Here is a 17,929-nt window from a genome sequence, read left to right on the forward strand (position 1 = left end):
ATCCTACTGAAGCAGCGTCCCAGTCCCGGGTTGCGCAGCACCGGTGTGGCGCGGCAAGCCGAAAGCCGGCCTGCCCCCTAGGAGCAGGGTTCAGCTGCCGGCGGTGCTGGCGGCCACCAGCACCGGCTCCCGCGTTCCGGCGTCCTTGCGGATGGTGGCGCTGATGACGGCGGCAATGGTGCACATGGCTGCTGCGCCGAACCACGCGTAGGTGTACTGGCCGGTGGCGTCACGGATGGCTCCGGCAGCCAGGGCCGCGGCGGCGGCACCGAGCTGGTGGGCCGCGAAGACCCAGCCGAACACCACGCTGCCGTCGGCCCCGAACACCTGGCGGCAGATGGCCGCCGTTGGCGGAACAGTCGCCACCCAGTCCAGTCCGTAGATCACGACGAAGACGATCATGCTGGGCTGGACCGTGGCACTGAGGAGGATCGGCAACACCAGGAGCCCGATACCGCGGAACTGGTAGTACACCGCCAGCAGGAGCCGCGGGTTGAAGCGGTCGGTCAGCCAGCCGGAGGCGATGGTGCCCACGATGTCGAAGATCCCGACGACCGCCAGCAAGCCAGCCGCCGTGGTCTCAGACATGCCGTGGTCGTGGGCGGACGGGATGAAGTGCGTGCCGATCAGCCCGTTGGTGGTGGCCCCGCAGATGGCGAAGCCGGCCACGAGCGCCCAGAACGTCCGGACTTTGCTGGCGCGCTTGAGCACCTGGAGCGCCCTGACAGCGGCATTTCTGCTGGGCTCGGTTGCTGCCGCCGTTTCGGTTCCCGGACTGGAGTCCGTCGCGGCTACCGGTCCGGCGGCGGGGCTGCCCGCGGCGGCCGCGCCGTCATCCGTACCGTCCGCAACTTCCTCAGCGCCGTAAGGCTCCACGCCGGCGTCGGCAGGCGAGTTCTTGAGGAATTTGAGCACCAGCGGCACCACGGCCAGAGCGCCGGCAGCGATCAGCAGTGACGCCTGCCGCCAGCCCGGTTCCTGGGCGAGCATGGCGATGAACGGCAGGAAGACCAGCTGTCCGGCGGCGCTCCCCGCGGTGAGGATGCCGATCACCAGGCCGCGGCTTTTGGCGAACCAGGTGTTGGCGATGGTGGCGGCGAAGACCAGGGCCATGGAGCCCGTCCCGAGTCCGATCAGCAGGCCCCAGGTGAGGAGGATCTGCCACGACTGGTTGACCAGCACGGTCAGCGCACTGCCGGCACCGATCAGCACCAGCGCCACGGAAGTCACGGCGCGGATGCCGAACCGTTCCATAAGCGCTGCGGCAAAGGGTGCGGTGAGGCCGAAGAGCACCAGGTTGATGCTGACTGCGGCGGACAGCACGGTGGTGGACCAGCCGAATTCGTTCTGCAGCGGCACCATCAGGACGCCGGGGGCCGCCCGGAAGCCGGCGGCGCCCACGAGTGCCAGGAACGCGACGGCGGCCACGATCCAGGCCGGATGGAGGCGCTTTTTGGGCGAGGGCAGCAGGGTGGTCTCGGGAGCGCTCATGCTGCGGGTCCGATCTGTGAGGCGGTCTGCGGGGAGTTGGTCTGAAGGCCTGCGTTCCGGCGCGCGGACGGCGAGCCCGCGGTGGCCAGGCGGACCGGTTCCGGGGTGCGGGTGAGGCTGTGCCAGCTGGTGTTTTCGGCGGTGAGCCGCTCGCCGCAGGCCGTGCAGGTGTCCGCCGAGGACGTCCGCTGCCCGCAGGTCGAGTGGATGACGAACATGTGCGCCTGCTGCGACGGTGCCGGCAGGTGCTTTTCGGCCCAGATTACGACGGCGTTGAGCACCGGCAGGGCGTCCTCGCCCTTTTCGGTGAGGACATATTCGCGGCGGGTGCGTCCGCCGTCGTCATACGGTTTCCGCGTCAGCAGACCGGCCTCCACGAGGCCGGCCAGGCGTTTGGTAAGCACGGAATCGGCAACCAAGAGCCGTTCCTTCATGGCATCGAAGCGGCCGTTCCCGAAGAAGACCTCCCGCAGCACCAGCATGCTCCAGGGATCGCCCAGGATGTCCAGGCCGCGGGCCATGGCGCAGGTGCGTTGGGACCAGTCAGAGCGGAGTGCCATGCAGGACACCCTAGCTGACTCTTTTCAAGAAAGCCAGGGTTTCCTGGATGAATTTCCGGGACTAAAACATCAGCGGAGCGTGGCCCTGGACGGACGATAGGCCAGCGCCCAGTAGGCCAGCATGGCGATGCCGCAGACAACTCCGAGGCTGGATACCGTGAGCTGCCACTGCGTCTGCGGGTCTTTGCCCCACTCATGCGCACCCGCCATGACAGCCAGGTACTTCGGCGTCAGGTAAAACGCCACTGCCGAGGCGGCCACGATGGCCCAGCCGGCAAGCCGCATCCGCCCGTCCCTCGACGGGACGCGGTGCAGGGCAAAGGCCATGGACGGCAGCGCCACTGCCATCCACACCCAGTGGTGGGACCAGGAGACCGGGCTGATGAGCAGCATTAGCAGGGCGGTGGCGGACACGGCCACGAAGTTCTCGTCCGCGGCAACAGCCCAGTTGATCACCAGCGCAGCCGCTGCCACCAGCACCAGCGAAATCACCAGCCACACCACACTGGTGACACCGGAGTCCGGCATGCCCAGATGCAGCAGCAGGCCCTTGACGGACAGGTTGTCCACGTAGCCCGGCCCGCCGATCCGTCCGGTGTCCGGCAGGATCTTGGTCCAGAACGTCAGGGAAGCCTGCGGCAGCACGGCCCAGGACATCGCGATGGAACCGAAGAAGCCCGCGGCCATCCAGCCGAGCGCCTTGAAGTCCCGGCGCACCAGGAAGTACAGGCCGAACGCCAACGGCGTCAGCTTGATCCCCGCCGCCAGGCCGATCAGCAGGCCCGCGGGCCACCGCAGCTCACCGGCGCGGGACTTCCCGTACAGGGCGAAGTCCGCGAGGATCAGGCCCATCAGGATGATGTTGATCTGGCCGAAATCGAATGTGTCACGCCAGGGCCCAAGCAGCAGGATCGCCGCCGTCCCCGCGAGCGCCACGGCCCGGAACCGCCAGTCGGCGAAGGCGTCCTTCCAGCGGCGTAGCCCGAAGTAGTGCCGTGCCAGCCAGGCAGACACAACGGCGGCCCCCGCAAGCGCCGTCGTGATGAAGATGAGGCTGCTGGCGCCGATGCTGAGCGTCGCCAGCAGCGCGAACAGCAGCGCGGCGAACGGCGGGTACGTGAACGGGAGGCCGTTCCGCGGCGCGTAAAGCTCGTTGACGCCGGTCTCGCCGGTCTGCAGCACCCGGCTGCCGCCGTAGTAGTACACCTCGAAGTCGTTCATCAGCGGGATGTACGCCGAGTACAGGACCGCAAGGGCGACGACGACGGCGGCAGCGCCGGCCGCCGTCGCGAGCCAGCCGCGCGTGGTGGGCGAAATGGCCCGAATCGAGATGGTCACCGGCTGCTAGCTGCCCGACCCGATGAAGGTGAAGGCATGCTCGAGGTCCGCGATCAGATCCTCGACGTCCTCGATGCCGCAGGAGAGCCGGATAAGGTTGACCGGAACGGCCAGTTCGGTTCCCTTGACGGATGCGTGCGTCATCTCCGACGGGTAGTTCATCAGCGACTCGATGCCGCCCAGGGATTCGGCCAGGGTGAACACTGACGTGTTTTCCGCGACCGTACGGGCAGCCGCTTCGCCGCCCTTGAACTGCACGGAGATCATGCCGCCGAACTTCTTCATCTGCTTCTTGGCGAGCTCGTGGCCGGGGTGCGAGGGCAGGCCCGGGTAGAGCACGGCCTCCACTTCGGGGCGCTCCAGCAGCCATTCAGCCACGGCCTGGGCGTTGTCGCTGTGCCGGTCCATGCGCACGCCGAGGGTCTTGAGGCCGCGGGTGGTGAGGAAGGCATCCATCGGACCGGAGACGGCGCCGACGGCGAACTGGACGAAGCCGATCTTCTCGGCGAGCCCGGCGTCCTTGACCACGATGGCGCCACCCACGACGTCGGAGTGGCCGCCGATGTACTTCGTGGTGGAGTGCACCACGATGTCGGCGCCGAGCGCCAGCGGGGTCTGCAGGTAGGGCGACGCGAAAGTGTTGTCCACCACCAGGAGGGCGCCGGCGTCGTGCGCCAGCTTGGAGAGGGCTGCGATGTCGGTGATCTTCATCATCGGGTTGGAGGGCGTCTCCACCCACACGAGGCGTGTCTTGCCGCCGTTCGATCCGCCCGCGGCGATTGCGGACGCGACGGCGTCAAGGTCCGCCATGTCCACGGGGGTGTTGCCGATCCCCCATTCGCCCAGCACACGGCTGATCAGCCGGTACGTGCCGCCGTAGGCGTCGTTTCCCAGCACGATGTGGTCCCCGGGGCGGGTGAGGGCGCGGATGAGCGAGTCTTCCGCGGCCAGGCCAGAGCTGAAGGAGTAGGCGTGCGAGCCGCCTTCGAGCGCCGCCAGCTGTTCCTGCAGGGCGTCGCGGGTGGGGTTGGTTCCGCGGCCGTATTCGTAGCCGTCGCGGAGCCCTCCGATGCCGTCCTGGGCATAAGTGGAGCTGAAGTGCACGGGCGGCACCACGGCGCCGGTGCGCGGCTCGAAGGCCTGGCCGGCGTGGACGGCTCGGGTGTTGAACCCTTGGTTTTCGTTAGACATGGAGTTCCTTTCGGCTGCCGATCGGGCTTGCAATCAGGACTAGTTGCTGAGGTATGCGAGGAGGTCGTGGCGGGTCAGGATGCCCACCGGGGCGCCGACGAACGTGACCATGACGGTGTCGACGTCGGAGAGGAGTTCGCGGGCGGCGGAGATGGTCTCCAGGGATCCGATGACGGGCAAACGCTCGCCCATGTGTTCGGAAATCTTGTCCGTCAGTTTAGCCTCGCCGCGGAACAGCTTGGACGTGAGGCTGCGTTCGTCCACGGCACCCAGCACCTCGCCCATGACCACCGGGGGTTCCTGGGACAGGACCGGGATGTGGGAGACGCCGAACTCGTTCATGATGTTGATGACGTCGCGGACGGTTTCGTTCGGGTGGATGTGCACCAGCTCGGGCAGTTCCCCGGTCTTCGACTTGAGCACTTCGCCGACCGAGGCCTCTTCGCCGCCGGAGAGGAAGCCGTAGGACCGCATCCACTGGTCGTTGAAGATCTTGGCAAGGTAGCCGCGGCCTGAATCGGGCAGGATCACCACCACCACGGCGTCCTCGGGCAGGTCCTTGGCGACCTGCAGGGCAGCCACCACCGCCATGCCGGAGGAGCCGCCCACCAGCAGGCCCTCCTCGCGGGCCAGCCGGCGGGTCATCTCGAAGGAGTCCGCGTCGCTGACGGCGATCACGTCATCCGGAACGGCTTTGTCGTAGTTCGCCGGCCACATGTCCTCGCCGACTCCCTCCACGAAGTACGGCCGGCCCGTGCCGCCCGAGTACACGGAGCCCTCGGGGTCGGCGCCGATGATCCGGACGCGGCCACCGTCGGCCGCCGGGCGGTTGGCGGAAACTTCCTTGAGGTAGCGGCCGGTTCCCGTGATGGTGCCGCCCGTGCCGGCCCCGATCACGCAGTGCGTGATCCGGCCGTCGGTGTCGTTCCAAATCTCAGGGCCGGTGGTCTCGTAGTGGCTGCCAGGGGCGGCGGGGTTGGAGAACTGGTCCGGCTTGTAGGCGCCGGGGATTTCGGTGACGAGCCGGTCCGAGACGCTGTAGTAGCTTTGCGGGCTGTCCGGGGCGACGGCGGTGGGAGTCACCACCACTTCGGCGCCGTACGCCTGCAGGACGGCGCGCTTGTCCTCACCCACCTTGTCCGGCACCACAAAGATGCACCGGTAGCCCTTCTGCTGCGCCACGAGGGCCAGCCCAACGCCGGTGTTGCCCGAGGTGGGTTCCACGATGGTTCCGCCGGGAAGGAGCTTGCCGTCCCGTTCTGCCTCTTCGATCATTTTCGCCGCGATGCGGTCCTTGATGGACCCTCCGGGGTTCAGGTATTCCACCTTCGCCAGGATGGTGGCTTTGATGCCATCAGTTACGTGGTTGAGTTTGACGAGCGGCGTGTTGCCGATGAGGTCCAGGATGGACTGGGCGTACTTCATAGGTACCAAGTTACCGTCTCGGCTGCCCGCCGGTGTGCCGGGCGACTGCGCAGGCGGGGGCGGGTGGGACGATTGGGCGGTGCAGCGGTTCGCGTGGTTGACCAAGATACGGAGTTACCTCCTGCCGGCCGGGATCCTTCTGGCCGGAGTGGCGGTGCTGGGCCTGGGCGCGTTGCCCTTACCGGCCTTCGCGGAACTGGCGGGCCGCACCGTTCCCATCCTGTCCTTCGTGCTGGCGATGTCCCTGGTCACGGAGCTGCTGGACGAGGCGGGCCTGTTCCGGGTGGTCACGGACCGCCTCGCCGCCCTGGGCCGCGGCCGCGTGTTCTTCCTGTGGCTTTTGGTCATCGCAGTGGCCACCGTCTCTACGATTTTTCTTTCCCTGGACACCACCGCCGTGCTGGTGACGCCCGTGGTGGTGCTCCTTGCCGTCCATGCCCGCATTCCGCCGCTGCCGTTTGCCCTGACCAGCATCTGGCTCGCCAACACGGCTTCCCTGCTGCTTCCGGTGTCCAACCTGACGAACCTGCTGGCGCAGGACAGGCTTGGACTCAGCCCGCTGGGATTCGCGGGCCTTGTCTGGGCGCCCGCCGTGGTGGGACTGCTGGTTCCGCTCACCCTGTTGTGGCTGGCGTTCCATAAAGACCTGCGCGGAACGTACGGCCCGCAGCCTGTCCATCCCGTGCGGGACCGCAGGCTGCTGATCTTCGCGGCTGTCACGGTGCTGGTGTTGCTGCCGGCCCTGGTGTCCGGCGTGCCGGTGCAGTACCCCGCCATGGCGGCCGCTGCCTTCCTGCTGGCTGTGTTCCTGCGGCGGCGCCCGGCTGCGCTGCGGTGGGCCATGGTGCCCTGGCGTCCGCTGATGCTGACGGTGGGCCTGTTCATGGTGGTGGAGGCCCTGCACGCCAACGGCCTCACATCGGCCCTTGCCGGCGTGGCCGGCTCAGGCGAAAGCCTGCCTGCCCTCCTGCAGTTGGCCGGGCTGGGCGCCGGAGCCGCAAATGCGGCCAATAACCTTCCCGCTTACCTGGCCCTGGAACCGGTAGCCGGCTCGCCCGCCCGGCTGGCCGCCCTGCTCATCGGCGTGAACATCGGACCGCTGGTGAGCCCGTGGGCCTCGCTGGCCACGCTGCTCTGGCACGAGCGGCTCCGGACGCTGAATGTCCGGATCAAGTGGGGCGGATTCGCGGTGGCCGGTCTCGTGGCCGCGGCGCTGACCGTTCCCCTGGCTGTCGTGGCGCTCTGGACGGCTTCGGGGATGCACTGAGGCGTTACGCGCCGATGTCGTTCGCGGCGGCGTCCGGGCTGACGGCGGAGCCTGGTTCGGCGTTTTGCCACAAGCCCACGATGTTCCCCTCGCTGTCCTTGAAATACGCGTTCCACCCCATGCCCGGAACCTCCATTTTGCCCCGGAAGACTGAACCTCCCACAGCGGCAATCTTCTCCAGGGCGGCGTCAATGTCCTCCACGTCAACGGTGACCACCGGTGCCGCCATCTCCCCCTCACGGCGAAACATGCCTCCGTTGATGGAACCGGCCGCGGACGGCATGCCGGTGTCATCGACCGGCGTCGTCGTGATCAGCGTGTAGCTCATATCCGGCAGCGGACTCATCTCCCAGCCAAACGCCGAACTGTAAAATTCCCGCGCGCGGCCCTCGTCGTCGGCGGGGATCTCGAAGTGCACTACTCCTCCGGCCATTGTCTTCACCTGGCATTCCACACTCTGGCCGCAATCGGCCCGGCGCGGGCGGTCCACGCCACATCTGGAGTCTAGGCCCGGGTGTCCGTGACGGGCAGGGCCGTTTGGCCTTGCCGTTTCGGGCCCTGACAGCCCTGCGTGGGACGATGGTTCAATGACCATCGCAGACGTCCCCGCCGGCCTGGCCACCGCGGCAGACGCCTCGCTGCGGTGGCATCCGGGCGGCCCGTTCAATCTCCTGCAGACCCTCGGAACGCTAATGCGCGGCAGCGGGGACCCTGCGTTTGCCTCGGCGCCGGACGGCGTCTGGATGGCCTTCGCGACGCCGGATGGACCGGTCACCCTGCGCCTCACCGTCAGCGGGGACCCCCGCGAACCGGCTATCGATGTTCAGGCCTGGGGACCGGGCTCCGCGGAAGCCATAGCGGCCGCGCCGAAGCTGCTGGGCTGCGGGGACGACTGGTCCGCCTTTGACCACCCTGACTTCCACGCCACGCTCCCCCGGATGGTGGTGGAAGCCCGACGCCGGAACCTTGCCCTCCGGCTCCCGGCCACCGGCCGGATGGTTGATGCCCTGGTGCCCACCATCCTCGAACAGAAGGTCACCGTCATCGAAGCCCGTCGGGGCTACCGCTACCTCATGTACCGCTTCGGCACGGCGGCACCCGCTGCCGGAACAGCCGCACCGGCAGGGCTCCGCGTTCAGCCCACACCGGAACAGTGGCTGCACATTCCGTCGTGGGAATGGCACAAGGCCGGGGTGGGACCCCAGCGCTCGGCGACGGTCATGCGGGCCCTGCGTTCCGCCGTCGCCCTTGAGCGTCTGGCAGCGGTCCCGGCAGCGGAAGCGTCCGCGAAAATGCAGACCATTCCCGGCATTGGCATCTGGACCACGGCGGAGGTGGTGCAGCGCACGCACGGCTGCCCCGATTCCATCGCCGTGGGCGACTACCATCTCGCCGCCTACGTGGGTGCCGCGCTGACGGGCCGGCGGACGGACGACGCCGGGATGCTGCGGCTGCTGGCGCCGTGGAAGGGGCACCGGCAGCGGGTGGTGCGGATGATCGGCCTCAGCGGTTTCCGGAAACCCACCTTCGGCCCCCGGATGACCATCCAGGACCACCGCAGCCACTAGGCGTCGCGGGCTGCCGGGCCGTGCCGGCGCCGCCGAAGCAGCCGGACTGACTAGAGCCCCAGCCGGGCCACTGCTTCCTTGCGCATCTCCACCTTGCGGACTTTTCCGGAGACGGTCATGGGGAAGCTTTCGCGGACGTCCACGTAGCGCGGGATCTTGAAGTGCGCCAGCCTCCCCCGGCAGAACTCGGCGACGGCGGCGGCATCGAGCGGCCCGGCGCCGGGTTTGAGGATGATGCAGGCCATGAGTTCCTCGCCATACTTGGCATCCGGGACGCCGATCACCTGCACGTCCTCGATCGAGGGGTGGGTGTAGAGGAACTCCTCGATTTCTCGGGGGTAGATGTTCTCGCCGCCGCGGATCACCATGTCCTTGATCCGGCCCTCGATCACCACGTAGCCGTCGGCATCCATGCGGGCCAGGTCCCCGGTGTGCATCCAGCCGTCAGCGTCGATCGCCTCGGCGGTTTTGTCCGGCTGGTTCCAATAGCCCTGCATCACGGCATAGCCGCGCGTGCACAGTTCGCCGATCTCGCCGCGCTCCAGCACGCTGCCGGTGACCGGGTCCGCCACCTGGCTCTCCAGCTGCGGCATGGTCCTGCCCACGGTCTCGGTGCGGTGCTGCATGGTGTCGCCGTCACGGGTCATGGTGGACACCGGCGATGTCTCCGTCATGCCGTAGCAAATGGCAACGTCCTTCATGTTCATCTCCGAAATGACCCGGTTCATCACCTCGATGGGACACGGGGACCCGGCCATCACGCCGGTGCGCAGCGTAGACAGGTCATAGGAGGCGAAGTCCGGCAGCGCGAGTTCGGCGATGAACATCGTGGGCACGCCGTACAGCGACGTCCCGCCAAAATCCTGGACCGCTTCCAGGGCGGCTGCCGGGGTGAACGACCGTCCCGGAATGATGGTGGCGGCGCCGTGGCTCAGGGCGTTCAGGTTGCCGATCACCATCCCGAAGCAGTGGTAGAACGGCACGGGAATCACCACGCGGTCGTGCTCCGTGTAGCCCAGCAGCTCACCGATGGAGTACCCGTTGTTCAGGATGTTGCGGTGCGTGAGGGTGGCGCCTTTGGGGAAGCCTGTGGTGCCCGAGGTGTACTGGAGGTTGATGGGGTCCTGCGGGTCCAGCCCCGCCAAGCGGGCCTTCAGGACGGAATGCCCGACGCCGTCAGCCCGCTTGAGCAGCTCGGCGTAGGTGAGTTCGGCGTCCGTTTCCGGATCACCCGCCTGCAGCTGCGGCTGCCCGCCGTCCGGGAGGAACACCAGTTCCTTCAGTTCCGGGCACTCGGCGAGCGCCTGCCGGGCCATCCCGGTGTAATCGCTGCTCCGGTCCGACGGCGCCGTGACGAGCATGCGCATGCCGTTCTGCCTGACCACGAACTCCAGCTCGTGGCTCCGGTAGGCCGGATTCACGTTGACCAGGATGGCGCCGATCTTGGCTGTGGCGTACTGCAGGATGGTCCACTCGGCGCAGTTGGGGCTCCAGATGCCGATCCGCTCCCCCGTGGCGACGCCGAGCGCGAGCAGCGCGCGGGCCAGCCGGTCGACGTCGTCGTTCAGTTTTGTGTAGCTCCAGCGGCGGGCATCCGCGCCGGGAACCGGAGCCGCCTCGATCAGGGCGTCGTGGAACGGGAACCGGGCCACGATCCGCTCGAAATTCTGTCCGATGGTCTCTTCGAGCAGCGGGACGTCAGTGTCCCCGGCTGTATAAGCGCGCATGCTGGCACGCTACCAACAGACCACCGGCAAGAGAAGCGCAAAACTAGGAAGTCCTACAAAATATTCAGGCGGCCGGGACCCCTGCCCGGTATTGTGAAACGCATGAGTGCACCAATTGACCTGCAGGCAACGTTCATCCCCAACGACGGCGAATTCTTCCGCGTGAAGCTCGCCCTCGAAATCGCGATCGACGAGGTGGTCAGCGAGCCCGGCTGCATCCGGTACGAACTGACCGAGGCCACCGAGGAAAGGCTGGTGCTGACCGAACAGTGGGCCTCCGAAGCGGACCTCGACAAGCACTCCAAGGGCACCGCCGTCCAGGATCTCAACGAGTCCCTGAGCGCGCTGCTGGCTGAAGCTGTTCAGCTCGAACGGGTGTAGTCCCCAGTACGTCCGGACACAAACAACGCGGGGTTCCTTCCGCCCGACGAACCTGGGTTCGTGGGAGGAGGGTACCCCGCGTTGGAGTTTACGGCGATGGATCTAAAAGCGATGGAAGCCCAGCCGACCTTTAGGCCTCAGGAATCTGGGTGCCGTCCTGCTTGCCGGCAGCGGCGGCTGCCTCAGCCTGTGAACGGGCCACGTGGGCGTGCACTTCTTCCATGTCCAGGGCCTTCACCGCGTCAACAACCTGTTCCAGCTGCTGGGCGTTCAGTGCACCGGGCTGGGAGAACACCAGAACCTTCTCGCGGAAAGCCATCAGCGTGGGGATGGACGTGATGCCGGCCTCGGCCGCCAGCTGCTGCTGGGCTTCGGTGTCCACCTTGGTGAAGACGACGTCCGGGTGCTTCTCGGAAACGGCGGAATACGTGGGTCCAAACTGCTTGCAGGGACCACACCATTCGGCCCAGAAATCAACGAGGACGATGTCGTTGCTCTCGACGGTTGATGCGAACTGTTCACCTGTAATGTCTACGGTAGCCATGGGTCAACGGTACGCGAGCCGCCCTGGGATGTCCCATGCGTTTCGCTCTTGGCACACCTTCACCGCACAGGGACGACGACGCCAGGGCCCCAGGCATGGGCCCTGACCCCGTTCGTCGTCATCAACTGATCTTGATGGTCGGGGCGACGCTGGGCACGCCGTTGCCGTCGACTGCGAAGAGCAGGTAACTGCCCGGCACCAGCACGCCGCGATCCGCCGGCAACGTCAGCGACACTGTGTTGCCCGAGACCGCAGTTGCAGTCAGCGGGATTCGCCGCTGATCGGTGTTCACAGTGTGGGTCACCGTGGACATCCGCATCAGGGAGAACTTGGTAATCTGCGCTCCGGTGGTCACCGCAATCGAACTGCCGGCCGCGGCGGTGGTCGGAGCGGTCACAATCGTCGGCCGGGTGCGCGCACTGCCGTCGGCGTTCAGCAGGTACGGCGGCGTGAAAATCTCTCCATCCAGATGGTTGGTCGTGCAGGTGCCGCACAGCCCGCCACCGCCGGCGAAGACCCGTCCATCAGGGAGCAGCAGGGCGACGCTGTGATACGTCCGGGGGACGGCCATCGGGGCCAGCGTGGTCCACTGACCGGTCGCCGGATTCCAGATTTCTGGGGCCATCCTGGCGCCAGTGTCGGTGAACGGAAGGGGCGTGGCCTGACCGCCGACCACGAACACCTGGCCATCGGGCAGCGCGACCCCGTTGGCGAACGACCGGGTGACGGCCATGTTTGCGGTACGGGCCACAGTGACACCGTTATTGATGTCGATCGTGTACGCCCCCGCCGTGGCATTGGCATTGTCGTAGGCGGTCGCCCCGCCCATGGTCAGAATCTTTCCGACGTCGTACATCACGGCGTCGCCGTTCATCGCGTCTGGGCTATCGGACCGCAGACCGGCTGAGGTGATGCTGCCATTGCCGGTTGTGGAGATCCAGTTCATCTGGCGGCTCGGGCCGGCGTGGAATACCCTGCCACCCCGGGCAGCAAACAACCAGGCGTGATTGTCGGAACGGTAGACGCCACTGGGATCGTTGGTCAGGATGTTGTCGACCGGTACATTTGGCAGCGTTCGCCAGCCGCCTGCGCTGGACCACACCTCTCCGTTCTTGTTGCCAATACCGCCCGCCCACGAACCGCCGATGGTGAACACCTCACCGGTGGACGTGGTCACGTTGGCCTGATAGGCGCGGGCGATCTTCATGTCCGGCCCCGGGGACCAGGTGTTCGTCTCAGGGTTGTAAAGCGTCGTTTTCGAGCTGTTGCTGCCGCCGCTGATCAGGATCTGCCCGTCCGGTAGCAGCGAAGTCCCGGGGGAGAACATTTCGTGACCGGTGTTGGCCACTTGGGTCTGGCTCACCGCACCTGTCGTGAGATTCAGGATGGACGTCTGAGTGATGCCACTGCTGCCACCGAAATTGGTCGGGGAATAGGCGGACCAGGTCAGGAGCCGATTGCCAGGCAATAGCGCCGCCGCAACCGGGACGATCGGGAAACTGATGGTCGGCCCCAGGACCCCAGCGTCCCACCCGGCGGTGGGCCGAGCAGATTGATCTCCGCGGCGCTGCTCCAGGGCCCGCGGTTGCCGGCCTCGGTAGTCGCGGTCAGCCGGACGTACCAGGCGCTAACCGCTGTGAAGTTCGCCGTCTTCTCCGCACTGGTGTCCGGCCAGGTGCCACTGGTGACCACTCTCCAAGTGGCTCCGTTGGAGCTGACATCGATCGAGTAGGCGCCGACCCGTCCGTTCGAACCGTCGGAACGAGGGAGATAGCGGAACCCCGAAACCTGGTTTTCGACACCCATGTCAATGGTCAGGCTTTGCGGCAGTGGGGCCGCGGGCGCCGGGGACCACCTGCTGTGCCAGATCGTAGCCGCACTGCCGTCGAGTACGTTGGCGGCGCGGCCGTTCCCGCTGGTGACCTCTTCGTCGCTGGCGCTCGCCACCCAGCCGGAGCGGGGCAGCACACGGGTTGTAGGCGGTGGAGGGGCGGTTTGCTCGGCGAGCAGGTTTATCGCGGCGGCACTGCTCCAGGGACCTCGGTTGCCGGCTTCGGTGATGGCTCGCAGCCGGACATACTGCGCCGACACCGTCGCGAACGTCACGCTTTTCTCGTCACCGGTGTCCGCCCAGGTCCCGCTGGCCACCAGGGTACCCTGGGTGGTGCCGTTAGTGCTCACCAGGATCTCGAAGCTGCCGATCCGCCCGTTCGCACCGCTGGAACGCGGGAGATAGCGGAACCCCGAGATGCTTTGAGTCACCTTGGTGTCGATCCTTATGGTGTGCGGTAACGGGACGGCGGGTGCGGTCCACTTGCTATGCCAAATGGCGCCTGCTTTCCCGTCGAGCACATTGCTGGCTCGGCCGTTCTCGCCGGAGGTCTCCTCGTCGCTGGCCGAAGCCGTCCACCCGATCCGTGACAATGGAGCCGGCGCCGCCGCCATCGCAGCGGCCGGCAGCATCGTGATGTGCCCGTGATGCGATCCGGTGGCGCTCGCGGAGTGGTGCCAAGTCACCGTTACGTACCCGCTGATCAGCAGTAATCCGACCAAAACTACGGCCGTGTGGCGGATCATTCGCCATTTTGACTTGGACATCAGACACCTCACGTCGTCAGTGACGCAAATCAGCTGCGAAATAGTTGGTCGCCTAGTAGCTTCAAGTCTAAGAATCGGAGGGCTCCCGCACGAGCGGGCCCTACGCGGAACTGCTGGCAAGCCAATTGCGTATTTGCAGCTCTACTCGATGAGTCGGTTGTTCAGCGCTGGAGCAAGCTGAAGTCAGCGCCAGACGTGCGGTGCCGGGCGGAGCGATCCGGGGAGCGCATTGGTTTCGCGCCACTCGTGGATCCACTCCGGCAGTTCAAGCTCCGCAGGTGGCTCACCGAATTCAGCGAAGATCTCTTCCTGGCTGACCGGCTTCCCCTTGCAGACAAGCCGCGTCGCGATGTGGGCGCGTGCGTAGATTTCCCCGTCCACCACCATGCGCTGCTCGAAGTAGATGGCTTTGGTGTCCAGCCCGATGATCCGGGACTCGATGGTGTACCGCTGCCACAGCTGCAGGGACCGGCGGAAGGCGATGGTCTCCCCCGCGGCCACCGGCGACCAGCCCCGCCGGCGCATCTTTGCCCAGGTCCCGCTCCGCGCCATGAGGTCAAAGCGGCCCAGGTCCATCAGGGAGAAGTACATCCCGTTGTTGACGTGCATGGCTATGTCGATGTCCGTTGGCAGCACGCGCAGCGGGAGGGAGGACGTCTCCCAGATGCTCAGGGGCGGGCGGCGGGAGGACGTGAACAGAAGCAGCAGGGTTCGCAGAAGCAAGTGCATGCCACCATGTTACCCATCAGTAACATCGGCGCCAAGAGCCGGGGCGCTTAGGATCTTCCCATGACGCAGCAACGCTACAGGGACATAGCCGAGTGGCCGCTCATGGGGACGGCACTCGTTTTCCTGGCAGCCTATGCCTGGCAGGTGATTGGCCACATCGAAGGACGCCAGGCGGACCTCCTGGAAGGCATCATGTGGATCACCTGGACAATCTTCGCTGCGGACTATGCGGCCAATCTGTGGCTCGCGGACAACAGGAAACACTGGTTCATCCGCAACCTGCACGAACTACTGATTGTGGCCCTGCCGTTCTTCCGGCCGCTGCGGCTGCTCCGGCTGGTCACCCTGCTGTCCGTGCTGCACCGAACCGTGGGTGAGACGCTCCGCGGCCGCGTCATCACCTATGTGGCCGGCTCCGCCGTCCTGCTGGTGTTTGTCGGGGCCCTGGCCGTCCTCGACGTCGAACAGAACGCTCCCGACGCCAAGATCCTGACCTTCGGCGACGCGGCGTGGTGGGCCATCACCACCATCACCACCGTGGGCTACGGTGACCTCTTTCCCGTCACGCCGATAGGCCGCCTGGTTGCCACAGCCATGATGATGAGCGGCATCGCCGTGCTGGGTGTCGTCACGGCGTCCATTGCCTCGTGGCTGGTGCAGAGGGTGGAAGAGAATACCGGGGCGGCCGTGGAAGCTGCTGAACTACCCGTCCGCGCGGAGGTCCGCGAACTGTTGGTGGAGGTGGCTGCACTGCGGCAGGAATTGGCGGAACTGCGCCTCGAACGCGAACGCTAGGGCGATTGCCCCAGGCAGCCACACCCCATAAAGCAGCGGCCGGCATAAGCCCGGACCGCCGCTTTCGTATTTCCATCATCCAGTGGATGAATTAACTATTCACAATTTGATCCCCATCTTTCCGCCATTCCGCAGCAAATCATTAACTAATTAGTGGTCCATTCCGCGCGTGTTCAAGCATTGGCGGGGCCCGACGGGAGGGCATTCAGGCCCCGGCTCCTGGAACCAAGTAATCTTGCGCGCCATTGCGAGTACCCCCGGCGTTGCACAAATATGCCTTTGGGTATGCGCCCCGAATTCGCGGGTGCTGTGCCTGAAGATTCGGGTAATGCCCACTCGTGCGGCCACCCCCGGCCCATTCATAGACTCGATATTCCTAGGGCAAGCAGTAATTCCGGAATATCACATGACCACCCCGTGGCCATGGGTCTTATCAATTGGGCTCCCGTAATTCGTCGTTAAATCGGCAGCCCTCTTCACGCGTCTTCGCGCAACGGGCTGCACCCCTACGTGCGGTCCGGCGCCGGCGCACCACCGCCCTGGGGCCTGCTGTCCGGTTGACCCTCAAGGGCATTGACTCTCGGGGGAACCGATGGATCAAAATGAGCTTAACCACGAGGACAAATATCCTGTCCCAACAACCACAAAAAAACTCCGGGGAAAGACCGCCAAGCTGAGGACCATACTGGCCGCGGGAGCCGTTGCTACGGCAATTGCCGTGACCGCCGTGGCTTACTCGGCCTCCGCCCAGACATCCCAGGTCAGCGAGGCCCATGCCGTAGCGGCACCTGAAACCGACAAACCCGCAGACCCGCCGGCGACGGCGTCCGCAACGGCCGGGGCCGGTACACCGGAGGCCGCCGTCGCCGCCGCCCCGGAACCAGCCCCCCAGCCGCCGGCCGCGGCCGCGGAAGCTCCACCGGCAGCCGAGGCGGCTCCAGCGCCCGCGCCGGCTGCAGCACCGGCACCTGACGCGTCCAACACCTACACGGTGGTTGCCGGGGACACTGTGGGGGCCATCGCGGCCCGCTTCGGTGTCGACATGAATGCCATGCTGGCAGCCAACGGGCTTGGCGTGTACTCGCCTATCGTGCCAGGGCAGGTCCTGAAGCTGACGGGACCGGCCATTGCCGCACCCGCTGCTGCGCCAGCAGCCGCAGCACCGGCACCCGATCCGGCCCCAGCCCCAGCCCCTGCCCCTGCTCCTGCTCCTGCGGTCCGGACCATCTATGTCGCGGGCTCCGGCGGCCAGTCAATGGTGGACGCCTGCATCGGCCCCATCCATTTCACACCGACTGACGCCTACGCCCTCTTCATCACGGAGCACGACTTCTGCGGTGGGTGGGCACGGTTCTCGGGGATCGGCGTCGGCGAAACGGTCAGCATTCCCGGGTACGGCACCTATACCGTCAGCGGGCGGGGACAGGTGCCAAACCCCGGCACTACCAACAATGTCTCAGCCGTTTTCGGGGGCTTTCCGCGGGTTATCCTGCAGACCTGCATCCCGGGTACCAACCAGATGCTGGTGATAGGCCTCAACTGATTTCCTGGGCTGTCCGCGGTTCCGAGCCTTCAGGGCCAGGTGCCGCGGACAAGCTTAGGCCCGATGGCGAAAAACGAAGTAAAACAGAAAAGTCTCCGGAACCTTACGGTTCCGGAGACTTTTCCTTGGGTGGCAGATGAGGGATTCGAACCCCCGTAGGCGTTGCCAGCTGATTTACAGTCAGCCCCCTTTGGCCGCTCGGGTAATCTGCCGAACTTCAAAAGAAGATCACTCGCGGCTTCCGTGTTCAGAACGGCTGTTTCCAGTCCGTTCCGCTTCCAGCAACCGCGGGCAAGACAACTTTACAGAACTTCTGCCGAAGAATCGAATCGGGCTTCCAGGGCACCCCAAAACCCCGGAAATCCGCGGAAAATCAGGCCTCGCCGAGAATACGCCCGGCCAGTTTGGCCTCAAACTTCGCGGCCTGCTCCTCGGTGATCTGGTTCAGCTGCACTGCCCGCATCAGGTCCGAGTGCACACCGTCCAGGCGTGAAGAGGCGTCCGCCACGGGACTGAGGATGATGGACGCGGCCACCGCGGCCGCTGCCACAGAGGTGGCCGCCGTGGCGATGGTTGCGGCTGCGGCGGCAGTTGAGCGGGTGACGTAACGGACGGCCTTTTGGGGCATGTGCTTTCCTTCCGGGGCAACTCTTCCAACACCTTCAACTCTGGAGGCCGAGGCTTCGTTCCCGCCATGCGTCCGCTATGAGGAAACTGTGAATCCCCCGGAACGTTTTTTCATTGTGGACGATTGACCGGGACCCGGCCTTCA

At 66.1% G+C, this 17,929-nt stretch carries 17 protein-coding genes and 1 tRNA gene; 5 read left to right on the forward strand and 13 right to left on the reverse strand.

Annotation, left to right across the window (positions count from 1 at the left end):
* Positions 1 to 90: 90 nt before the first annotated feature.
* From FCN77_RS19430 to FCN77_RS19450, 5 genes are all read right to left on the reverse strand, one after another.
* Positions 91 to 1,491 (reverse strand): MFS transporter, encoded by a 1,401-nt coding sequence (locus tag FCN77_RS19430; RefSeq protein ID WP_137323575.1) that lies wholly within the window; start codon positions 1,489 to 1,491, stop codon positions 91 to 93.
* Positions 1,488 to 2,051 carry a helix-turn-helix domain-containing protein gene (locus tag FCN77_RS19435; protein ID WP_254678645.1) on the reverse strand — a complete coding sequence of 188 codons (564 nt, stop codon included), beginning with the start codon at positions 2,049 to 2,051 and terminating at the stop codon, positions 1,488 to 1,490. Before FCN77_RS19435 ends, FCN77_RS19430 begins: the two co-directional genes overlap by 4 nt.
* A 69-nt stretch (positions 2,052 to 2,120) precedes the next feature.
* Positions 2,121 to 3,389, reverse strand: a complete 1,269-nt coding sequence (locus tag FCN77_RS19440; protein WP_137323576.1) for a glycosyltransferase 87 family protein — start codon at positions 3,387 to 3,389, stop codon at positions 2,121 to 2,123.
* A gap of 6 nt (positions 3,390 to 3,395) precedes the next feature.
* Positions 3,396 to 4,580, reverse strand: a complete 1,185-nt coding sequence (locus FCN77_RS19445; RefSeq protein ID WP_137323577.1) for a cystathionine gamma-synthase — start codon at positions 4,578 to 4,580, stop codon at positions 3,396 to 3,398.
* Between the two features lie 39 nt (positions 4,581 to 4,619).
* A complete protein-coding gene (locus FCN77_RS19450) occupies positions 4,620 to 6,005 on the reverse strand; it encodes a cystathionine beta-synthase (RefSeq protein ID WP_137323578.1) in 1,386 nt (461 codons plus the stop codon).
* Between the two features lie 79 nt (positions 6,006 to 6,084).
* Between FCN77_RS19450 and FCN77_RS19455 the strand changes: the two genes are divergently transcribed.
* Entirely contained in the window at positions 6,085 to 7,272 is a 1,188-nt protein-coding gene (locus FCN77_RS19455; protein WP_137323579.1) for an SLC13 family permease, read from the forward strand.
* Between the two features lie 4 nt (positions 7,273 to 7,276).
* Here the strand turns inward: FCN77_RS19455 and FCN77_RS19460 are convergent, their stop codons facing one another.
* Positions 7,277 to 7,705: a VOC family protein gene (locus tag FCN77_RS19460; RefSeq protein ID WP_137323580.1), complete on the reverse strand. Its 429-nt coding sequence runs from the start codon at positions 7,703 to 7,705 to the stop codon at positions 7,277 to 7,279.
* A gap of 154 nt (positions 7,706 to 7,859) precedes the next feature.
* Here FCN77_RS19460 and FCN77_RS19465 point away from each other — a divergent pair, with 154 nt between their 5' ends.
* Complete coding sequence (locus FCN77_RS19465; RefSeq protein WP_137323581.1) at positions 7,860 to 8,840, forward strand: DNA-3-methyladenine glycosylase; 981 nt, start codon at positions 7,860 to 7,862, stop codon at positions 8,838 to 8,840.
* A 50-nt stretch (positions 8,841 to 8,890) separates the two neighbouring features.
* On the opposite strand, the gene FCN77_RS19470 is transcribed toward FCN77_RS19465, so the two are convergent.
* Positions 8,891 to 10,567 carry an AMP-binding protein gene (locus FCN77_RS19470; protein ID WP_137323582.1) on the reverse strand — a complete coding sequence of 559 codons (1,677 nt, stop codon included), beginning with the start codon at positions 10,565 to 10,567 and terminating at the stop codon, positions 8,891 to 8,893.
* Positions 10,568 to 10,669: 102 nt separating this feature from the next.
* On the opposite strand from FCN77_RS19470, the gene FCN77_RS19475 reads away from it, so the two are divergent.
* Positions 10,670 to 10,948, forward strand: a complete 279-nt coding sequence (locus tag FCN77_RS19475; RefSeq protein WP_137323583.1) for a putative quinol monooxygenase — start codon at positions 10,670 to 10,672, stop codon at positions 10,946 to 10,948.
* Positions 10,949 to 11,078: 130 nt separating this feature from the next.
* Here the strand turns inward: FCN77_RS19475 and trxA are convergent, their stop codons facing one another.
* The 4 genes from trxA to FCN77_RS19495 form a co-directional block, all read right to left on the reverse strand.
* Positions 11,079 to 11,492: a thioredoxin gene (gene trxA, locus FCN77_RS19480; RefSeq protein ID WP_137323584.1), complete on the reverse strand. Its 414-nt coding sequence runs from the start codon at positions 11,490 to 11,492 to the stop codon at positions 11,079 to 11,081.
* Between the two features lie 121 nt (positions 11,493 to 11,613).
* Complete coding sequence (locus FCN77_RS19485) at positions 11,614 to 12,855, reverse strand: galactose oxidase-like domain-containing protein (protein WP_137323585.1); 1,242 nt, start codon at positions 12,853 to 12,855, stop codon at positions 11,614 to 11,616.
* Between the two features lie 83 nt (positions 12,856 to 12,938).
* Complete coding sequence (locus FCN77_RS19490; RefSeq protein WP_137323586.1) at positions 12,939 to 14,090, reverse strand: discoidin domain-containing protein; 1,152 nt, start codon at positions 14,088 to 14,090, stop codon at positions 12,939 to 12,941.
* Positions 14,091 to 14,273: 183 nt separating this feature from the next.
* Entirely contained in the window at positions 14,274 to 14,819 is a 546-nt protein-coding gene (locus FCN77_RS19495) for a thioesterase family protein (RefSeq protein WP_137323587.1), read from the reverse strand.
* Positions 14,820 to 14,879: 60 nt separating this feature from the next.
* Here FCN77_RS19495 and FCN77_RS19500 point away from each other — a divergent pair, with 60 nt between their 5' ends.
* On the forward strand, positions 14,880 to 15,614 hold the full coding sequence (locus FCN77_RS19500; RefSeq protein WP_137323588.1) for a potassium channel family protein: 735 nt from the start codon (positions 14,880 to 14,882) through the stop codon (positions 15,612 to 15,614).
* A gap of 592 nt (positions 15,615 to 16,206) precedes the next feature.
* Positions 16,207 to 17,157 carry a LysM domain-containing protein gene (locus tag FCN77_RS19505; protein WP_137323589.1) on the forward strand — a complete coding sequence of 317 codons (951 nt, stop codon included), beginning with the start codon at positions 16,207 to 16,209 and terminating at the stop codon, positions 17,155 to 17,157.
* A 130-nt stretch (positions 17,158 to 17,287) separates the two neighbouring features.
* Here FCN77_RS19505 and FCN77_RS19510 read toward each other — a convergent pair.
* Together FCN77_RS19510 and FCN77_RS19515 are read right to left on the reverse strand one after the other, a co-directional pair.
* A tRNA-Tyr gene (locus FCN77_RS19510) sits at positions 17,288 to 17,369 on the reverse strand.
* Between the two features lie 161 nt (positions 17,370 to 17,530).
* On the reverse strand, positions 17,531 to 17,785 hold the full coding sequence (locus tag FCN77_RS19515) for a hypothetical protein (protein ID WP_137323590.1): 255 nt from the start codon (positions 17,783 to 17,785) through the stop codon (positions 17,531 to 17,533).
* Positions 17,786 to 17,929 lie beyond the last annotated feature (144 nt).

It is taken from the genome of Arthrobacter sp. 24S4-2 (genome assembly GCF_005280255.1).
In the GTDB taxonomy this organism is placed as follows: Bacteria; Actinomycetota; Actinomycetes; order Actinomycetales; family Micrococcaceae; genus Arthrobacter.